The following is an 18,001-nucleotide window of genomic DNA, read 5'->3' on the forward strand; positions in this document are numbered from 1 at the left end:
AAAGAAAGAGACATGAGACAGAGAGATTCTGAAAGGAGACGAGATCCCATGAAGCTGAAAATGAGCCTGCGGAAAAAGCAGCGCCTGATCATGCTCCTGGAGATGGCCGCCGTGATCCTGTTTCTGGTGGGTGTTCTGAAAACCAACCGGAGGATCGAGATGTACGGCGTACTGGCCATTCTGGCGGCCTTTACCGTGGATTTCAAGCTGTGGCGGTGCCCCCACTGCACCGGATACCTGGGCCGCCGTCCCGGCAAGTGCTGCCGGTTCTGCGGAAAAGAAGTGGACTACGACGCCGTGCCCCAGGACGGGGACGGAAAGTGATCATTCTGTCCGTCGATTGATATGCCTGATCAAAAGGGAGAGCGGGCCGCGGCCAGACCATACCCGTTGCCAGTGAAAAGCAGGGCTGCGTTTCACCGGCGGACCGTAAAAATTCATCTCAGAAGGAGATCGTTCCATGGGCTTTTTTGACAAACTGAAAAAGATCACCACCAACCTGTTCGGCGGCTTCACCGAGGCCGACGACGCCTTCTTCGACGAGCTGGAGGAGACGCTGATTTTGGCGGACATGGGCGTGGACACCGCCACGGAGGCGGTGGAGCAGCTGCGCCAGCGGTGCCGGAAGGAGAAGCTCCACGACCAGGAGGAGGTCCGCAGCGCCCTGCGGGACATCCTGGTGGAGGAGATCAACGTGGGAGACACGGCGCTGGACCTGTCCACCCAGCCGTCGGTGGTGCTGTTCATCGGCGTCAACGGCGTGGGGAAGACCACCTCCATCGGCAAGCTGGGCCACCAGCTGAAGACGGAGGGCAAGCGGGTGCTGTTCTGCGCGGCGGACACCTTCCGCGCGGCGGCGGCGGACCAGCTGCAGATCTGGTCCCAGCGGGCCGGCTGCGAGCTGGTGCGCCAGCATGAGGGCGCGGACCCCGGCGCGGTGCTGTTCGACGCCCTCCAGGCCGCCAAGGCCCGGAACGTGGACGTGGTGCTGTGCGACACCGCCGGACGGCTCCACAACAAAGCCAATCTCATGGCGGAGCTCAGCAAGCTCTCCAAGATCATCGACCGGGAGTGCCCCGGCTGCGCCCGGGAGACCCTGCTGGTGCTGGACGCCACCACCGGCCAGAACGGCCTGATCCAGGCCCGGACCTTCAAGGAGACCGCCGGTCTCACCGGAATCGTCCTGACGAAGCTGGACGGCACCGCCAAGGGCGGCATCGTGGTGGCCATCGCCAGGGAGCTGGGCGTGCCTGTGAAGTTCGCCGGCGTGGGCGAGGGCATCGACGACCTGAAGCCCTTCAACGCCAGGGAATACGTGGAGGCCATCATCTGACGGCCTGAGAGGGAGGACGTCTCATGCTCACCATCTTCAACCGCCGGGAACTCATCACCGTTCTCTCGGAGCAGCAGTTTTACCGCGTCCGGAATGCCCTGCTGAACGCCGGGATCCCCAGTACCAGCAGGACCCGTGGTGTGGGAGATACCGCCGGCAGCCGGGTACGGGGCTCCATGCCGTTGGCCTTCCGGGACGCGGCCCTGACCTACACCGTCTATGTCCATCGGGATGATTACCACCGGGCCTGGGAGGCCATCCGGCCTGCCCTGTGAGACGGCTGAGTCCGTATGCCGGTGAAATTCGTATGACAAAGGAGAAAACACCATGCTCATCACCTGTCCCTACTGTCATAAAAAGCTCTATGCCTCCAACCGGCAGCTGCTTCTGAGAGGGCGCCTCAATATGGTGTGCCCCACCTGCCGCCACTATATTTTCCACGCCCTGCGCAAGCGCCTGCTGGTCATGCAGGGCGTCATGATGGTGGCGGCGGTGCTGATCTGTGCCCGGATGGCGCAGTTCGACGTCCCCGGCGGCACGCTGGGAAATGTGGCGCTTCTGCTGGTGTCCCTGGCGCTGGTGGTGGGACTGGGAGAGCTGTGCTCCCGTTGGATCACACGTCCGGCCATGCTCCAGTCCGCCACAGACCGGGCTGTGAAGCAGGAAAAGGAGCAGGAGGAGGCCCAGAAGGCCGCCGAACGGAAGAAGAAAAAACACGCCAAAAAGAAATGAGCGTCGGAAGGGTGGACCATTATGAACAACAGGATCGACGGCCGGGCCTTTGACGAGCTGCGGCCCATGAAGATCACAACGGACTTTGTAAAATTCGCCGAGGGGAGCTGCCTAATCGAGTGCGGCGACACCAAGGTACTGTGCTGCGCCAGCGTGGAGGACAAGGCACCGCCCCATGTGCCCGAGGGCACCGGCTGGGTGACGGCGGAGTACTCCATGCTGCCCCGGGCCAACCGGGAGCGCAGCAAGCGGGATGTGGCCAAGCTGAAGCTCAGCCCCCGCAGCGCGGAGATCCAACGGCTCATCGGCCGGAGCCTCCGGGCGGCGGTGGACATGACGAAGCTGGGCGAGCGCACCATCACCATCGACTGCGACGTCCTCCAGGGCGACGGCGGCACCCGTACCGCCAGCGTCACCGGCGGCTTTGTGGCCCTGTCCCTGGCGCTGGAGAAACTGGTGCGGGACGGCGTCCTTTCGGAAATGCCCATTAAGACCTGCGTGGCGGCGGTGTCCGCCGGCATCGTGGATGACCGGCCCCTGCTGGACCTCTGCTACGCGGAGGACAGCCGTGCCCAGGTGGATTTGAACTGCGTGGTCACCGGCGAGGGAGAACTGGTGGAGATCCAGGGCACCGGCGAAGGACGGCCCTTTACCGTGGAAGAACAGCAGACGCTGGTGGAGCTGTGCTGGAAGGGCATCCGGGAGATCCAGGCCATCCAGCGGGCCGCATTGGGAGGCTGAATATGGAAGCGATGAAATTTGTACTTGCTACCCACAATCCGGGAAAGCTGAAAGAGATGTCCGCCATCCTGTCCCATCTGGGCGTGGAGGTGGTGAGCCCCGGCGACCTGGGGATCACCGTGGAGGTGGAGGAGACCGGCACCACCTTTGCCGAAAACGCCATGCTGAAGGCGAAGGCCATCTGTCAGGCGGCAGGCCTGCCCGCCATCGCCGACGACTCCGGACTGTGCGTGGACGCCCTGAACGGCGGTCCCGGCGTCTACTCCGCCCGCTACGGCGGCGAGGGCCTGGACGACAGGGGACGGTATCTGCTGCTGCTGAACAATCTGCGGGGGATGCCCACCCGGGCGGCCCACTTCGCCTGCGCCATCGCCTGCGCCTTCCCCAACGGCGACACCCTGACGGCGGAGGGCCGCTGCGACGGCACCATCGCCTACGCCCCCATGGGAGAGGGCGGCTTCGGCTACGATCCGGTGTTCTTCGTGCCGGGAAAGGCCAAGACCTTCGGCCAGCTGACGGCGGAGGAGAAGGCGGAGATATCGCATCGCGGAAAGGCGCTGGCGGCTTTTGCCGAAAAGCTTGCAACTTATCTGGCGAAATAAACGTCTAATCAAAAAGGACCGGACGGGAGAGTCCGGCCATCAGAAAGGGAACAAACAACAATATGGAACTGACAAGCAAACAGCGGAGCCAGCTGAAGGGGCTGGCCAACTCTCTGGACACCATCCTCCAGATCGGCAAGGACGGCCTCGGCGAGAACCTGATCAAGCAGGCCGACGACGCCCTGGAGGCCCGGGAGCTCATCAAGGGCCGTGTGCTGGACAACAATCTGGAGTACGACGCCCGCACCGCGGCGGAGGCCCTGGCCAAGGCCACCCGCAGCGAGGTGGTGCAGGTCATCGGCACGAAGTTCGTCCTGTACCGGGAGTCCCACAGCAAGCCCAAGGACAAGCGCATCCAGCTGGTGAAACCCGGCCGGGCGAAGAAAGCGCAGATCTGAATGAGAAGCGGGGAATTTTCCAAACACTACAAATTCCTAATTTCTAACTCCTAATTCCTAATTGAAAAGAGGGGGGTCTGTTATTGATGAAAATCGGCATTTACGGCGGGACCTTCAATCCGCCGCATCTGGGCCATCTGACGGCGGCACGGGCTGTTTTCGAGATGCTGCGGCTGGATAAGCTGCTGCTGATCCCGGCGGGCCTGCCGCCCCACAAGGATATGCCGGCGGGGAGCCCCACGCCGCAGCAGCGGCTGGAGATGACCCGGCTGGCCGGGGAACAGCTGAACCTGGGCGACAAGGTGGAGACGCTGGACATCGAGCTGCGGCGGGAGGGAAAGAGTTTCACCTCCGACACGCTGGACGCCGTCCAGACCCTGTACCCCGACGCGGAGCTGTGGCTGCTGATGGGCACGGACATGTTTCTGACGCTGCAGGCATGGCATGAGCCGGAGAAGATCTTTGAAAAGGCGGGAATCGCCGCCTTCGGCCGGACGGAGGAGGACACGGAGGATCTGTTCTCCCTCCAGCGGCACCATCTGTATCAGGCCTATCCCAACGCCCGCATCTTCACGCTGACCATCCCCGGCGTCGTCAGCGTGTCCTCCACGGAGCTGCGGGAGCGGCTGGCGAAGGGGGAGGGCGGCCATCTGCTGGCTCCCGCCGTCTACGGCTATATCCTCCGGGAGGGGCTGTACAGCACCGGCGCCGATCTGAAAGATCTGACGCTGGAGCAGCTGCGGCCTATCGCCCTCAGCTATCTGAAGCACCAGCGCATCCCCCACGTTCTGGGCACGGAGCAGGAGGCCATCCGCCTGGCGGAGCGCTACGGCGCGGACGTCCACAAGGCCCGGGTGGCGGCCCTCCTCCACGACTGCACCAAGCGGCTGAACGAACAAGAGCAGAAGGCGCTGTGCGACCACTACGGCATCGAGCTGGATGAACTGGAGCAGAAGGCGCTGAAGCTTCTCCACGCCAAGACCGGCGCGTCCATCGCCCGGGATGTGTTCGGCGTGGACGACGAGATCTACACCGCCATTTACTGGCACACCACCGGCCACGCCGGTATGACGAAGCTGGAGAAGATCATGTATCTGGCGGATTACATCGAGCCCAACCGGGATTTTCCGGGGCTGGACAAACTGCGGAAAGTGTGCTATGAAAGTCTGGAAGCCGGCATGGAGATGGGACTGTCCATGACGGTGGAGGAGATGGAGCAGCGGGGCAATCCGGTCCATCAGGCCACGCTGTCCGCACTGAAATACCTGAAAGGAAAGAAAGAGACTTGAGCAAATACAGAGGAAAGTATGAGGCACGGGAGACAGCGCGCCCAAAAAAACAGCGGCGGCCCAGCCGTCTGACCAGAGGACAGAAAGCCCTCATCGCTCTCGTCATTGTGCTGGCTGTGGCCCTGGCGGTGGCGCTGGCCTATAAGATGCTGTTCGTCCAGCCCGGCATTCCGGGGGCGGACGGCTCGCCCAACGGCAAGGACCCCGGCAAGCAGACGGAGGTCCTGGACTACGGCGACGGCATCCAGCCCCGGGTGGGCGGCGAGCGCAAGAGCGACCAGTGGTACACGGTCCTGATCCTGGGCCGGGATACCGGAGGCGGCGGAAACACGGACACCATGCTGCTGGCGTCCTACGACGTCGCCAACCAGAAGGCCACCGTCATGTCCATTCCCCGGGACACCATGGTGAACGTGCCCTGGGACATCAAAAAGATCAATTCCGTCTACAACTCCTACGGCGGCGGGGATAAGGGCATCAGCCGCCTGTATCAGGAGATCTCCCAGCTGGTGGGCTTTGAGCCGGACTACCAGGTGGTGGTGGAATGGGAGGCCGTGGGTGAGATCGTGGACGCCATGGGCGGCGTGTACTTCGACGTGCCCCGTGATATGAACTACGACGACCCCACTCAGGACCTCCATATCCACCAGTCCAAGGGCTACCGCAAGCTCAGCGGCGAGGACGCCATGCAGGTGATCCGCTACCGCCACAACAACAACGGCAGCGGCTATGCCGACGGCGACCTGGGCCGCATCAAGACGCAGCAGGCGTTCCTGAAGGCCATGGTGGAGCAGCTGCTCCAGCTGAAGAACGTGACGAAGATCGGCGAGTTCGCCAAGGTGTTCCAGAAGAACGTGGAGACGGATCTGAGCTTCAACGAACTGCTGTGGTTCGGACAGCAGGCGGTGATGGGCGGACTGAAGGTGGAGAACGTGAACTTCGTCACCATGCCCAACAAAAACGCCTCCTGCTGGAGCCGCAGCATCAACCAGATGCTGTCCTACGTGGTACCCATCTCCAGTGAGCTGCTGGACCTGGTGAACAACGAGATCAGTCCCTTCGTGGAGAAATTCACCTACAGCGACCTGGACATCATGTCCATCAACTCCGACGGCTCCGTCAGCTCCTCCACCGGCCATGTGGAGGACTCCAAGGCGGCGCTGCCGCCGGTGAAGCCTGCCAAGCCCGCGGAGACGGAGCCGGTGGAAGACCCCGTGATCAATGAGAACGGCAATGTGGTGGACCCCAACACCGGCGCCATCATCTTTGATCCCTCCACCGGGGAGACCATTGACCCGGATACCTCCGGCTCCGGCGGCCAGACCGGCCAGGGCACGGGCGGCTCCGGCGTCACAGAGCCTGAAAACAACGGCGGCGGCACCCAGACCGGCGAACCCAATCCCGGCACAGAGACCGGCGGTGAGACCGGCCCCGGCACGGAGACCGGCGGCGAGCCTGAGCAGCCCGTGGAGCCTGCCGGAAGTACGGAGCCTGCCGGCGGTGATGCCGGAAGCTCCGGCGGCGATACCGGCGGCATTGAATGGGTGCTTCCGGGACAGGAGCCCGCGGAGCCGCCCGCATAAAATCACAGGAATGACAAAAGATATCACGACAAAAGGAGATACGATATGACACCAAAGGAAATGGCACTGACCGCCGCGAAGGCGCTGAATGAGAAGAAGGGACAGGAGATCTCTGCCGTGGAGATCACGGACCTGACCACCCTGGCGGATTTCTTCGTATTTGCCACCGGTACCTCCAACACCCAGATTAACGCTCTGTGCGGTGCGGTGGAGAAGGCGCTGGATGAGCAGGGCATCCCCGTCCGCCGCCGGGAGGGCTACCGGGACGGCACCTGGGTGCTGCTGGACTACGGCGACATCGTGGTCCATGTGTTCTCCAAGGAGGCACGGGAGTTCTACTCCCTGGAGCGCCTGTGGCACGACGGCAAGCCTCTGGACCTCAGCGGTGTGCTGACGGCGGACTGAGACAAAACAAATTACGGACTGTAACTTTTTGTTATTGGTTTGCAACTGAAACGTAGTAGACATAATATCGGACCACCCCTATACTGTTGGCAAAACAGTACAGGGGTGGATTTTTATGGAAGCACGGAAGAAGATCAAGGGCGGTCTGCTGCTGGCGCTGGCGGCCTGCGTCCTGACGGCCTGCGGCGCCCGGACGGCACCGGCGGCGTCCGTGCAGGCGTCATCCGAGACATCGTCATCGGCGGAAGAACCGGCGCCGGAAGTGCCGGAAGAACCGGAGATCCCCAACAGGCTCATGCTGCCGGATCTGGACGTCTCCGGGCTGAAGGCATCCATGCCGGCGGCGGACTACGCGGCCTTTGAGGCGTATCTGCCGGTCCTGGTGGAGGATCAGACATTCCGCTGGACGGCGGGGCCTTACCGGGGCTATCCCGACTATGACTGGGAGGCCAAGGACGTGACTCTGGTAGACTTCCACAACGAACTGTGGGACGACAACCCCCATAAGACGGACGCCCTGGTCCTGGACCGTCTGGCGGTGCAGGACGTCGACGGCGACGGCACGGCGGAGCTGGTGATGCTGTTCCAGGACATGGCATACAACTATCTGGTCCTCAGCCAGAGGGAAGACGCCGTTTACGGAACCGACTTTTCTGTCCGGTGGTTTATGGACCTGCAGAAGAACGGTGTCTACGCCGGCTCAGGCGGAGCCGGATACCACACCTACTATCGGATGTCCTTCCAAAACGGCCGCTTTGAGGAGAAAGAACTGGCTCAAAAGGTGGAGTGGTCCAATGGCTATGGCTGCGACTGCACGCTGGACGGACAGCCGGTGACAGAGGCGGAATTTGACGCCTGGTACACGGAGAACATGGTGGGGGACGTCACCTGGTACGCCCCGGGCGGCGCCGTTCTTCCGGAGGGGATGTAACCAGGGCAAAAAAACGAAGATTTTCGGCTCTGTCCCTTGACAAACCTCTGAAACCCTCATAAAATAGACCCGTTAGCGACATTGATGGGAAGAAAGCCCGGGTATCCCGCCCCAAGAGAGCCGGCGGCTGGTGTGAGCCGGCGGGGGAGCCCGCGGTATACTGGTCCCGGAGTTTTCCGCCTGAACGGTGAGTAGGGCGGAACGTCTGGCCACGTTACAGGCCGAGAGGGCCGCTGAACCGGCGGCTGAAGCAGGGTGGTACCGCGTTTTGTCACGCCCCTGACCGAGCACATCGGCCAGGGGCTGTTTCTTTGCCCGCACGCCCTGTCCTCTGCGTTTTGATGATGAATTCCCATTCCGAAAGAGAACGAAGGAGATCAAACATGAAATACGATTTTGCGTCCATTGAGAAAAAGTGGCAGGAGAAATGGCTGGAGGAGAAGCCCTTCACCGCTGTCACCGGGGACACCACCCGGCCCAAGTTCTACGGCCTCATCGAGTTCCCCTATCCCTCCGGCCAGGGACTCCACGTGGGCCACGCCCGTCCCTTTACCGCCATGGACATCATCTGCCGGAAGAAGCGGATGCAGGGCTACAACGTGCTGTTCCCCATCGGCTATGACGCCTTCGGCCTGCCCACCGAGAACTATGCCATCAAGAACCATATCCATCCCGCCAAGGTCACCCACGACAACATCGAGAACTTCTCCAAGCAGCTCCACATGCTGGGCTACTCCTTTGACTGGGACCGCGTGGTGAACACCACCGACCCGGAGTACTACAAGTGGACCCAGTGGATCTTCCTCCAGATGTTCAAGCACGGTCTGGCCTACAAGGCATCCATGCCCGTGAACTGGTGCACCTCCTGCAAGTGCGTCTTGGCCAACGAGGAAGTGGTGGAGGGCGTCTGCGAGCGGTGCGGCGCCCCCGTCATCCGGAAGGAGAAGAGCCAGTGGATGCTGGCCATCACCAAGTACGCCGACCGTCTCATCGACGATCTGGACGATGTGGACTATATTGAGCGCGTCAAGATCCAGCAGCGCAACTGGATCGGCCGCAGCGAGGGCACGGAGGTGGACTTCACCGCCACCAACGGCGACAAGCTGACGGTCTACACCACCCGGTGCGACACCCTGTTCGGCGTGACCTACATGGTCCTGTCCCCGGAGCACGACTATCTGAAGAAGTGGAAGGACCAGATTAAGAACTGGGACGCCGTGGAGAAGTATATCAACGAGGCTGCCCGGAAGTCCGATCTTGAGCGCACGGAGCTGAGCAAGGAGAAGACCGGCGTCCGTCTGGAGGGCATCGAGGCCATCAACCCCGCCAACGGGAACCATGTGCCCATCTTCGTCTCCGACTACGTGCTGATGGGCTACGGCACTGGCATCGTCATGGGCGTGCCCGGCCACGACCAGCGCGACTGGGACTTCGCCGACAAGTTCGGCCTGCCCATCATCGAGGTGGTCAAGGGCGGCGACGTCACCAAGGAGGCCTTCGTCCTGAAGGACGACACCGGCATCATGGTGAACTCCGGCTTCCTGAACGGCATGACCGTGAAGCAGGCCATCCCCGCCATGAAGCAGTGGGTCACGGAGCAGGGCTTCGGCCGTCCCAAGACCAACTTCAAGCTCCGTGACTGGGTGTTCAGCCGTCAGCGGTACTGGGGCGAGCCCATCCCCCTGGTGAACTGCGAGAAGTGCGGCTGGGTGCCCCTGCCGGAGGACCAGCTGCCCCTGCTGCTGCCGGAGGTGGACAGCTACGAGCTGACCGACGACGGCGAGAGCCCCCTGAGCAAGATGACCGATTGGGTGAACACCACCTGCCCCTGCTGCGGCGGCCCCGCCAAGCGGGAGACGGACACCATGCCCCAGTGGGCCGGTTCCTCCTGGTACTTCCTGCGGTATATGGATCCCCACAACAACGACGCTCTGGCCTCCAAGGAGGCGCTGGAGTACTGGTCTCCCGTGGACTGGTACAACGGCGGCATGGAGCATACCACCCTGCATCTGCTGTATTCCCGGTTCTGGCACAAGTTCCTGTACGACATCGGCGTGGTGCCCACCAAGGAGCCCTACGGCAAGCGCACCAGCCACGGAATGATCCTGGGCGAGGGCGGCGAGAAGATGTCCAAGTCCCGGGGCAACGTGGTGAACCCCAACGACATTGTGGCCCAGTACGGCGCGGACACCATGCGTCTGTATATCATGTTCATCGGCGACTTCGAGCAGGCCGCCACCTGGTCCACCGAGGCCGTCAAGGGCTCCAAGCGGTTCCTGGACCGGGTGTGGAACCTGGCGGAGGGCGCCGCGGAGAGCTATGAGGTGACGCCTGCCAACGAGGCCGTCATCCACAGGACCATCAAGAAGGTCACCGACGATATCGACAACCTGAAGATGAACACCGCCATCTCCGCCATGATGACCATGGTCAACGAGATGAGCGCCAACGGCGTCACCCGGGGCGACATGAAGCCCCTGATCCTGATGCTGAATCCCTTCGCTCCCCACATCACCGAGGAGCTGTGGGAGATGCTGGGCTTCGCCGCCCAGACCGGCAAGATGTGCTGTCAGGCGGAGTGGCCCGTCTACGACGAGAGCAAGACTGTGGCCGCCACGGTGGACATGGCCGTTCAGGTCAACGGCAAGCTGAAGGGCACCGTCACCGTTCCCACCGGCAGCGAGCAGCAGGCCGTGGTGGACGCCGCCATGCAGGTGGAGAAGGTCCAGAAGGCCACCGCCGGCATGAAGGTGGTCAAGACCATCTACGTCAAGGACCGGCTGGTGAACCTCATCGTCAAGCCCCAGTAAATGGATACAGGAAACTTCCGCGAAACGAAAAAACTGTTTTTTCAACATTGTCCTTGACAAGCGGTACAGAAGCCTGTATAATAATCGTGTTAAAGCCATGATTTATGGCCCTTAAATGCTGCGGTTTGCCCGGCATTCTGGAGGGAGGGAAATATAGATGTCTGAGATCCGCGTCAAGGAAGGCGAGTCTATCGACAGCGCGCTGAAGCGTTTCAAGCGCAGCTGCGCGAAGGCGGGCGTCATTGCGGAGGTTCGTAAGAGAGAGCATTACGAGAGCCCCAGCGTCAAGCGTCGCAAGAAGTCTGAGGCCGCTCGCAAGAACAGAAACAAGCGTTTCTACTAAGACTGAAAAATCACCGTGTCGTTTCCGGCACGGTGATTTTTTGCGTTGTCCCCGGTGTGCGCGGCGCACAGCGGCTATCAAATATGCGCCCGGAAAGCCAACGGCTTTCCGGGCGCATGTCGTTTTTGGGGGAGGGGTGGCTTACACCGCGGAGCCCTTTCCGGACTTCCGGGCACGGACCACAGACAGGACGCCCAGCATCAGCACCAGGACGACAGGCAGGGCGATCAGCGTGGGAGCGCCTGCCATGGCCAGAATACCGGCCAGGATATAGCCCACGAAGCTGACGGCGGCTGCCATGATGGCATAGGGCAGCTGGGTGGACACATGGCTGACGTGGTCGCACTGGGCGCCGGCGGAGGCCATGATGGTGGTGTCGGAGATGGGGGAGCAGTGGTCGCCGCAGACGGCGCCGGCCATGCAGGCGGAGATGCAGACGATAGCCAGGGGGTTATCCATGGGGAACACGTTCTGCACGATGGGGATCAGCATACCGAAGGTGCCCCAGGAGGTGCCGGTGGCGAAGGCCAGCAGGCAGCCGATGACGAACACGATGGCGGGCAGGAACATCTGCATGCTGGCGGCGTTGTTCCAGACGAAGTCGCGGACAAAGTACTTGGCGCCCAGGGAGTCGGTCATAGCCTTCAGGCTCCAGGCGAAGGTCAGGATCAGGATGGCGGGCACCATGGCCTTGAAGCCCTCGGGGATACAGCCCATGATGTCCTTGAAGCGCATGGACCGGCGGATCAGGAAGTAGGCGATGGAGAACACCAGGGCGAAGGCAGAGCCCAGCATCAGGCCCACGGAGGCGTCGGAGTTGGAGAAGGCCTCCACGAAGCCGGCGCCGGAGAAGAAGCCGCCGGAGTAGATCATGCCGATGACGCAGCACACCACCAGTACGATGATGGGCAGCACCAGATCCAGCACACGGCCCTTGTCCTCGGCCACATCCTCGTCCATCATGGCGTAGGGGTTGGGGCCGGAGAACAGGTCGTCATTCTCTACGGCATTGGTCTCGTAGATGTTCATCAGGCCGAAGTCCGCCTTCAGCACCACCAGACCTACCATCATGACGATGGTCACCAGGGCGTAGAAGTTGTAGGGGATGGCGCGGATGAACAGGTTCAGGCCCTGGCCGTCCTCCGCGAAGCCGGCCACGGCAGCGGCCCAGGAGGAGATGGGGGCGATGATGCAGATGGGAGCGGCGGTGGCGTCGATGAGGTAGGCCAGCTTGGCACGGGACACCTGATGCTTGTCGGTGATGGGCCGCATGACGCTGCCCACGGTGAGGCAGTTGAAGTAGTCGTCGATGAAGATGAGGCAGCCCAGGACGATGGTGGCCAACTGAGCGCCCACCCGGGACTTGATGTGGGTCTGGGCCCACCGGCCGAAGGCGGCGGAGCCGCCGGCCTTGTTCATCAGGCACACCATGGTGCCCAGGATCACCAGGAAGATCAGGATACCCACGTTATAGCTGTCGGACAGGACGGAGACGATGCCGTCGCTGAATACGTGGAGCACCGTGGTCTCAAAGCTGAAGTTGGAGTACAGCAGGCCTCCCACCAGAATACCGATGAACAGGGAGGAATAGACCTCTTTTGTGATCAGCGCCAGGGCGATGGCGATGACGGGGGGCAGAAGGGCCCAGGCGGTGTTGTAGAACCGGGTGGGGGACTCCACATAGCCGGTGCCGCCGCAGGAGGCGCACACGTTCTCACCGGCGCAGTCCTCGCACTCCGGATCCAGACCGTAGCAGGTCATGCAGGCACCGGAGGCGCCGCAGTCGGGACATTCGATCATTTTGGTGCCGGTCTCCGCTGTGGGGTCTCCGTCGGCCAGTGCCACGGTGGTCATGGCCGACACCGCCACCAGCAGAACTGCCAACAGGGGAAGCAGATGCCGTTTCAGGTTTCTCATTTCGTTTTCTCTCCTCTTTTTTGCAGAAAAATAGAGCCATGACCGCGCCATGACTCCATACTCCCATACGTCCCTGTATGATTTCATGAAAGCGCTCCGCCGGGAAGACCCGGCGACAGTCCAGGGGATCTTCTCCCGTGGCCCGGGTATCCGTCCGCCAGGCAAGCAGTCCGGATCCCTCGGCGGCCGTCCCTTTCCGCCCGCCCCCTGCCTGTGGTGCCGGGTGAGCGTACTGATGGCGTCCGCGCCTCTATCATGTTCCTTTTTCAGTTATGAGACCATTATAGAGCCCTTTCCGCAAATGTCAACCGTTTCCGGCAAAAAGAACGAAATCCCGCGCTTTTTTGCCTCCGCTGTTTCACCTGCCGGGGCCGAAAAGCTACAGTGCTCCGCCTTGTATTTTCGCGCAGGGGATGATATGATGGCTCTGTCAGATCACAGAGATCAAAAAGGAGACCGTTTATGCAGACAAAGCTGTTGGAGGAGGACGTTCTGGCGGAGGCCCGCCGGTTGATCCTGGAGGAGGACGTCCCCTGTGTATTCGTCCGGGAGGGCGCCGTCCTGCGGCCCGGAGAGGGGACCGGCGTCCGGCCGCTGGTCCGGGCCCTGGATGAGGAGCCGGAGCTGCTGCGGGGCAGCGTCGTCGTGGACAAGATCGTGGGGAAGGCGGCGGCTATGCTGGCGGTGCTGGGCGGCGCCGCCGGGGTATACGGACTGACCATGAGCGCCGCGGCCCGGGACTATCTGGCCGCCCGGGGCGTTCCGGCGGAGTGGGAGACCCTGACGGAGCGCATCATCAACCGCACCGGCACGGGCCTGTGCCCCATGGAGACGGCGGTGCTGGACATCGACGACCCGGCGGAGGGCCTGACCGCCCTGCGGGAGACCATGGGCCGTCTGGCCGCGGGGCAATGAAAGCCCGGCTTCCGGCACATACTATCCTCAAAATGGCGCAATGACGAAAGGAGGGAGCCCGCGTGGATCTGGAACACCGGAACCCATTGCAGGCCATGCCCCGGAACCGGGCGGTCCGCGGCGTTTATCTGATGGTCCGCCGGTATCTGCGGCACGGCGTCTCCACCCAGAGCGCCGCCCTGGCTTTTTATCTGCTGTTCACCCTTTTCCCGCTGATGATCTTTTTCAGCGCCCTGCTGGGCCTTCTGCGGCTGAACGTGGCCTCCATCCTGTCGGACCTGTCCCGGCTGCTGCCGGTGGAGGTGGTGGACTTCATCCGGGTCTATCTGGACTACGTGGGACAGAACCCCAGCGTCCGGCTGCTGGTGTTCGGTCTGTTCTTCTCCCTGTACTTCCCCATGCGGGCCACCAATACCCTGATGCGGGCGGTGCGGACGGCCTATCATCTGGGGCCGCCCAAGGCCCCCGTCCGGCAGATGCTGAAGACCCTGATCTACACGGTGCTGCTGATCGTCACCATCACGGCGGTACTGGTGCTGCTGACGGTGGGAGAGTGGCTGCTGACCTACGCCGTGGAGCATTTCGGACTGCCGGTGGAGTTCGCCGCACTGTGGCAGCGGCTCCGGTTCCCGGCTATGGCCCTGCTGATGTACTTCGCCCTGTACCTGCTGTACGCCATGACCCAGGATACCCGCCAGCCGCTGCGGAACATCTATCCCGGCGTACTGTTCGCCATGGTGGGGTGGATGGTGGTGTCCATGTGCTACTCCTTCTATGTGGAGAACATCGCCTCCTATTCGCTGTTTTACGGTTCCATCGGAACGGCCATCGTGCTGCTGATGTGGCTGTATCTCACTGCGGCAGTGCTGATCATGGGCGGCGAGTTCAACGGCATGCTGATCTCCCTGCGGCGGGAGAAAGGATAGGCGTTTCCTGCATAAACTGTCCCCTTCGGTGCACACTACCTCCCAGAGCAACCTGATTTTTTGGGGAGGTAATGACTTTGAAGAAGGGAACATTCATCCGGCGCGGCGGGGCGGCCGCGCTGGCCGCGGCCCTGCTGCTGACGACGCCGGCTCTGGCACTGTTCGGAAGCAAGGAGGGATCTCAGACCAAGACGGCGGAGGGCGCGCCCATCGCCAGGGAACTGGAACTGCGCACCTACCGGAACATCCCCTACCACGCCCAGTTCCTGGCGGTGGACCAGGAGGGGGACGAGCTGACCTACACCGTGGAGAAGGAGCCCAAGCGGGGCACCGTCACCGTGGAGGGCGACACCTTCACCTACACCCCGGCGGAGAACCGCACCGGCACCGACAGCTTCACCTATGTGGCCACGGACAGCCAGGGCAACGTCTCCGCCCCGGCCACCGTCACCATCACGGTGTCCAAGACCAAGAGCGGCGTCCGGTACGCGGATATGGAGAACAACGCCGCCGCTGCCGCCGCCCAGGCGCTGGCGGAGAACGGCGTCTTCACCGGGGCGAAGATCGGGAACCAGTATTTCTTTGAGCCGGACCGCGCGGTGACCCGCAGCGAGTTCCTGGCCATGACCATGGAGACTGCCGGGCTGGACGCCACGGCGGTGACCATGACCGGCTTCTGCGACGACGAGGCCATCCCCACCTGGGCCAAGGCCTACGCGTCGGCAGGTCTCGCCGACGGCGTGGTGCAGGGGACCTCTACGGCGGAGGGCGTGGCCTTCCGGGGAGAGGAGGCCATCACCTACAATGAGGCGGCGGCCATTCTGAACCGGGTGCTGTCCGTGGGTGACGTGGACCTGACCACCTGGTACGCAGACCGGGAGGCGGTGCCCTCCTGGGCGGCCCAGGCAGTGGGGAACATGGAGTCTGTCAGTGTGCTGGCCGCGGGCAGCTTCGGCAGCGCGTCCCTGAACAACAGCGTCACCCGCGCGGACGCCGCTCAGATGCTGACGGCGGCGGGGACGCTGCTGGAGGGCGAGCCCGCGGGCCTGTTCAGCTGGATCAGCTGAGAGCGGGACCGGCTCCACATTATAAATAAGCAAATACCCTTAGGGAGCAGATAAGACAAAGCCCCCGCCGCATTGCGGCGGGGGCTTTGTCATGTCTCAAGGCCGCGTCATTTTTCCGCTTTCCCTCCGGCTGTCCCGGTTTTGCGACCGGTTTTCCGCCGGCGGGGTGGTATCATGGACAACAGACGGAAAAAGGGGGCGAAGCTGTGACGGTGGTCTATGTGGACAGTGTGTTCATTCTCAACGGCCTGATGGACTATTTTCTCCTGCTGGCCACCGCCCATCTGGCGGGGGTGCCGCCCCGGCGGGGGCGATACGTTCTGGCCGCACTGCTGGGCGGAGTCTACGCCGTGTCGGTGTTTCTGCCGGGCCTTTCCTGGCTGGCGTCCCCGGTGATGAAGCTGGCGGCGGGGACGGCAATGGCGCTGACCGCCTATGGGGATCAGGAGAAATTCCTGCGGCTGACGCTGCTGCTGTTTCTGGTGTCTTGCGGCTTCGCCGGATGCGTCCTGGGTTTCGGACTGGTGTCCGGCGGTGTCCCCATGGAAAACGGTATCTTCTACACCGATGTGGATGCCCGGGTGCTGCTGCTGGCCGCCGGGGCGGCCTACGCGGTGCTGACGGTGGTGTTCCGAGCCTCGGCCCGCCACGGCGTCCGGGGGGAGCTGGTGCCGGTGACCCTGCACTGGGAGGACCGGCAGGCCCGCTTGACAGCCCTGCGGGACACCGGCAATGAACTGCGGGACCCCGTGACGGGACGTCCGGTGCTGGTGGTCCAGGCGTCCCTGCTGGAGCCGCTGTGGCCGCCGGACCTGGGGCGGCGTCTGTCCGGAGACGCCCTGCTGTCCCCGGCGGAGACGCTGACCCGGCTGGGGCCGTATCAGGCCCGGTTCCGGCTGACGCCCTATACCGCCGTGGGCGTGGCCGGGGGACTGCTGCTGACGGCCCGGACAGACTGGGGCAGCGTGGGCGGCCAGCGGTATGACCGTCTGCTGGTGGCATTGAGCCCCACGGCGCTGGGGGAAGGCTTTGGCGCCCTGTGGGGAGAAGCGGAAAGGAGCGTCAAATATGAAAGCTTTGCAGAAATGGATACGGAAATTGCTGGAGCGTCTGCGGCAAAGTCCGGCGGTCCACTACATCGGGGGCAGCGACACGCTGCCGGCGCCGCTGTCCAGAGAGCGGGAGGCAGAGTTGGTGGCGCGGATCGGGGAGCAGGCCGCCCAGCAGGAGCTGATCGAACATAATCTGCGGCTGGTGGTGTACATCGCCCGGCGGTTTGAGAACACCGGCATCAACATCGAGGACTTGATCTCCATCGGCACCATCGGGCTCATCAAGGCCGTGGGGACGTACCAGCCCGCCAAGAACATCAAGCTGGCCACCTACGCCTCCCGGTGCATCGAAAACGAGATCCTGATGTACCTGCGGAAAAACGCCGGACGGAAGGCGGAGGTGTCCTTCGACGAGCCGCTGAACACGGACTGGGACGGCAATGAGCTGCTGCTCTCCGACGTGCTGGGCACGGACAGCGACGTGGTGATGCGGCCCATTGAGGATGACGTGGACCGCTCCCTGCTGGCGGCGGCGCTGGAGGTCCTGTCACCCCGGGAGCGGCAGATCATCACCCTGCGCTTCGGGCTGGGCGGAGGAAAGGAGCAGACCCAGAAGGAGGTGGCGGACAGACTGGGCATCTCCCAGTCCTACATCTCCCGGCTGGAGAAGCGTATCATCTCCCGGCTGAAAAAGGAGATCCTGCGGTTGTCATAGACGCGGTCATCCGAGTATCAGAGAGGGCCGCCCGGAAAGGGCGGCCCTCAGCTTGTCGAAAATCCTCTGTTTGAAGGAAAGAAGTTCTTTTTTGCAGGAGGAGTACGAGGGGGCGGGAGCCCCTTCGTATGGAATCGAATGTCTGCAAAAAGCCTGCGTTAGCAGGCGTTTGCGCCGCACAGCGGCAGATTTTCGGACCGCATAGCGGTCCGAAAATCGAGACATTAGTCAGGCTGTCGGAA

General features: G+C 62.8%; 18 protein-coding genes, 1 pseudogene, 1 riboswitch and 1 other annotated feature. Of the genes and pseudogenes, 18 read left to right on the forward strand and 1 reads right to left on the reverse strand.

The genetic code is table 11. The features are described 5' to 3' along the window. Positions 1 to 48 precede the first annotated feature (48 nt). From ACTNBU_RS07375 to rpsU, 13 genes are all read left to right on the forward strand, one after another. Complete coding sequence (locus ACTNBU_RS07375) at positions 49 to 324, forward strand: hypothetical protein (RefSeq protein ID WP_441032241.1); 276 nt, start codon at positions 49 to 51, stop codon at positions 322 to 324. Between the two features lie 136 nt (positions 325 to 460). Continuing rightward, on the forward strand, positions 461 to 1,333 hold the full coding sequence (gene ftsY, locus ACTNBU_RS07380) for a signal recognition particle-docking protein FtsY (protein WP_441032243.1): 873 nt from the start codon (positions 461 to 463) through the stop codon (positions 1,331 to 1,333). Between the two features lie 23 nt (positions 1,334 to 1,356). Further along, positions 1,357 to 1,608: a hypothetical protein gene (locus tag ACTNBU_RS07385; protein ID WP_441032244.1), complete on the forward strand. Its 252-nt coding sequence runs from the start codon at positions 1,357 to 1,359 to the stop codon at positions 1,606 to 1,608. Positions 1,609 to 1,660: 52 nt separating this feature from the next. Next, positions 1,661 to 2,065 carry a hypothetical protein gene (locus ACTNBU_RS07390; RefSeq protein ID WP_441032246.1) on the forward strand — a complete coding sequence of 135 codons (405 nt, stop codon included), beginning with the start codon at positions 1,661 to 1,663 and terminating at the stop codon, positions 2,063 to 2,065. A gap of 21 nt (positions 2,066 to 2,086) precedes the next feature. Next, complete coding sequence (gene rph / locus ACTNBU_RS07395; protein WP_441032248.1) at positions 2,087 to 2,806, forward strand: ribonuclease PH; 720 nt, start codon at positions 2,087 to 2,089, stop codon at positions 2,804 to 2,806. An 11-nt stretch (positions 2,807 to 2,817) separates the two neighbouring features. Continuing rightward, positions 2,818 to 3,408, forward strand: a complete 591-nt coding sequence (locus ACTNBU_RS07400) for an XTP/dITP diphosphatase (protein WP_441032272.1) — start codon at positions 2,818 to 2,820, stop codon at positions 3,406 to 3,408. A 62-nt stretch (positions 3,409 to 3,470) separates the two neighbouring features. Next, on the forward strand, positions 3,471 to 3,806 hold the full coding sequence (gene yhbY, locus ACTNBU_RS07405) for a ribosome assembly RNA-binding protein YhbY (RefSeq protein WP_441032250.1): 336 nt from the start codon (positions 3,471 to 3,473) through the stop codon (positions 3,804 to 3,806). Positions 3,807 to 3,892: 86 nt separating this feature from the next. Further along, positions 3,893 to 5,095, forward strand: coding sequence for a nicotinate (nicotinamide) nucleotide adenylyltransferase (gene nadD / locus ACTNBU_RS07410; protein ID WP_441032252.1), 1,203 nt, complete (start codon positions 3,893 to 3,895; stop codon positions 5,093 to 5,095). Further along, on the forward strand, positions 5,092 to 6,678 hold the full coding sequence (locus ACTNBU_RS07415) for an LCP family protein (protein WP_441032253.1): 1,587 nt from the start codon (positions 5,092 to 5,094) through the stop codon (positions 6,676 to 6,678). Before nadD ends, ACTNBU_RS07415 begins: the two co-directional genes overlap by 4 nt. A gap of 45 nt (positions 6,679 to 6,723) precedes the next feature. Continuing rightward, complete coding sequence (gene rsfS, locus ACTNBU_RS07420) at positions 6,724 to 7,083, forward strand: ribosome silencing factor (protein WP_441032255.1); 360 nt, start codon at positions 6,724 to 6,726, stop codon at positions 7,081 to 7,083. A gap of 115 nt (positions 7,084 to 7,198) precedes the next feature. After that, on the forward strand, positions 7,199 to 8,014 hold the full coding sequence (locus ACTNBU_RS07425) for a hypothetical protein (protein WP_441032257.1): 816 nt from the start codon (positions 7,199 to 7,201) through the stop codon (positions 8,012 to 8,014). 72 nt (positions 8,015 to 8,086) lie between these two features. Further along, positions 8,087 to 8,298: a binding site (T-box leader), on the forward strand. Positions 8,299 to 8,397: 99 nt separating this feature from the next. Continuing rightward, entirely contained in the window at positions 8,398 to 10,824 is a 2,427-nt protein-coding gene (leuS, locus tag ACTNBU_RS07430) for a leucine--tRNA ligase (RefSeq protein ID WP_441032259.1), read from the forward strand. A gap of 157 nt (positions 10,825 to 10,981) precedes the next feature. Then, complete coding sequence (gene rpsU / locus ACTNBU_RS07435) at positions 10,982 to 11,167, forward strand: 30S ribosomal protein S21 (RefSeq protein WP_441032261.1); 186 nt, start codon at positions 10,982 to 10,984, stop codon at positions 11,165 to 11,167. 141 nt (positions 11,168 to 11,308) lie between these two features. Here the strand turns inward: rpsU and ACTNBU_RS07440 are convergent, their stop codons facing one another. Beyond that, entirely contained in the window at positions 11,309 to 13,084 is a 1,776-nt protein-coding gene (locus tag ACTNBU_RS07440; RefSeq protein WP_441032263.1) for a Na+/H+ antiporter NhaC family protein, read from the reverse strand. 81 nt (positions 13,085 to 13,165) lie between these two features. After that, a riboswitch (Lysine riboswitch) is annotated at positions 13,166 to 13,345 on the reverse strand. A 201-nt stretch (positions 13,346 to 13,546) separates the two neighbouring features. Between ACTNBU_RS07440 and ACTNBU_RS07445 the strand changes: the two genes are divergently transcribed. From ACTNBU_RS07445 to sigE, 5 genes and pseudogenes are all read left to right on the forward strand, one after another. Then, on the forward strand, positions 13,547 to 13,999 hold the full coding sequence (locus ACTNBU_RS07445; protein ID WP_441032265.1) for a DUF1893 domain-containing protein: 453 nt from the start codon (positions 13,547 to 13,549) through the stop codon (positions 13,997 to 13,999). Between the two features lie 62 nt (positions 14,000 to 14,061). Continuing rightward, positions 14,062 to 14,925, forward strand: coding sequence for a YihY/virulence factor BrkB family protein (locus ACTNBU_RS07450; RefSeq protein ID WP_441032266.1), 864 nt, complete (start codon positions 14,062 to 14,064; stop codon positions 14,923 to 14,925). Between the two features lie 77 nt (positions 14,926 to 15,002). Then, the gene (locus ACTNBU_RS07455; RefSeq protein WP_441032267.1) at positions 15,003 to 15,992 is read left to right on the forward strand and encodes a cadherin-like domain-containing protein; all 990 of its coding nucleotides are present in this window, start codon (positions 15,003 to 15,005) and stop codon (positions 15,990 to 15,992) included. Positions 15,993 to 16,213: 221 nt separating this feature from the next. Next, positions 16,214 to 16,999 (forward strand): annotated as a pseudogene (locus tag ACTNBU_RS07460) (sigma-E processing peptidase SpoIIGA); the annotation flags it as partial. Between the two features lie 61 nt (positions 17,000 to 17,060). Continuing rightward, complete coding sequence (gene sigE / locus ACTNBU_RS07465; RefSeq protein ID WP_441032269.1) at positions 17,061 to 17,759, forward strand: RNA polymerase sporulation sigma factor SigE; 699 nt, start codon at positions 17,061 to 17,063, stop codon at positions 17,757 to 17,759. Positions 17,760 to 18,001 lie beyond the last annotated feature (242 nt).

Source organism: Dysosmobacter sp. HCP28S3_G4 (assembly GCF_052065175.1).
Classification (GTDB): domain Bacteria; phylum Bacillota; class Clostridia; order Oscillospirales; family Oscillospiraceae; genus Oscillibacter.

Coding starts and splice junctions, on each gene's coding strand:
- rsfS (WP_441032255.1), top strand. CDS start 6,724: ATGACACCAAAGGAAATGGCACTGACCGCCGCGAAGGCGCTGAATGAG.
- leuS (WP_441032259.1), top strand. CDS start 8,398: ATGAAATACGATTTTGCGTCCATTGAGAAAAAGTGGCAGGAGAAATGG.
- yhbY (WP_441032250.1), top strand. CDS start 3,471: ATGGAACTGACAAGCAAACAGCGGAGCCAGCTGAAGGGGCTGGCCAAC.
- ACTNBU_RS07440 (WP_441032263.1), bottom strand. CDS start 13,084: ATGAGAAACCTGAAACGGCATCTGCTTCCCCTGTTGGCAGTTCTGCTG.
- nadD (WP_441032252.1), top strand. CDS start 3,893: ATGAAAATCGGCATTTACGGCGGGACCTTCAATCCGCCGCATCTGGGC.
- ACTNBU_RS07385 (WP_441032244.1), top strand. CDS start 1,357: ATGCTCACCATCTTCAACCGCCGGGAACTCATCACCGTTCTCTCGGAG.
- ACTNBU_RS07445 (WP_441032265.1), top strand. CDS start 13,547: ATGCAGACAAAGCTGTTGGAGGAGGACGTTCTGGCGGAGGCCCGCCGG.
- ACTNBU_RS07390 (WP_441032246.1), top strand. CDS start 1,661: ATGCTCATCACCTGTCCCTACTGTCATAAAAAGCTCTATGCCTCCAAC.
- ftsY (WP_441032243.1), top strand. CDS start 461: ATGGGCTTTTTTGACAAACTGAAAAAGATCACCACCAACCTGTTCGGC.
- ACTNBU_RS07375 (WP_441032241.1), top strand. CDS start 49: ATGAAGCTGAAAATGAGCCTGCGGAAAAAGCAGCGCCTGATCATGCTC.
- ACTNBU_RS07425 (WP_441032257.1), top strand. CDS start 7,199: ATGGAAGCACGGAAGAAGATCAAGGGCGGTCTGCTGCTGGCGCTGGCG.
- rph (WP_441032248.1), top strand. CDS start 2,087: ATGAACAACAGGATCGACGGCCGGGCCTTTGACGAGCTGCGGCCCATG.
- ACTNBU_RS07400 (WP_441032272.1), top strand. CDS start 2,818: ATGAAATTTGTACTTGCTACCCACAATCCGGGAAAGCTGAAAGAGATG.
- sigE (WP_441032269.1), top strand. CDS start 17,061: ATGAAAGCTTTGCAGAAATGGATACGGAAATTGCTGGAGCGTCTGCGG.
- rpsU (WP_441032261.1), top strand. CDS start 10,982: ATGTCTGAGATCCGCGTCAAGGAAGGCGAGTCTATCGACAGCGCGCTG.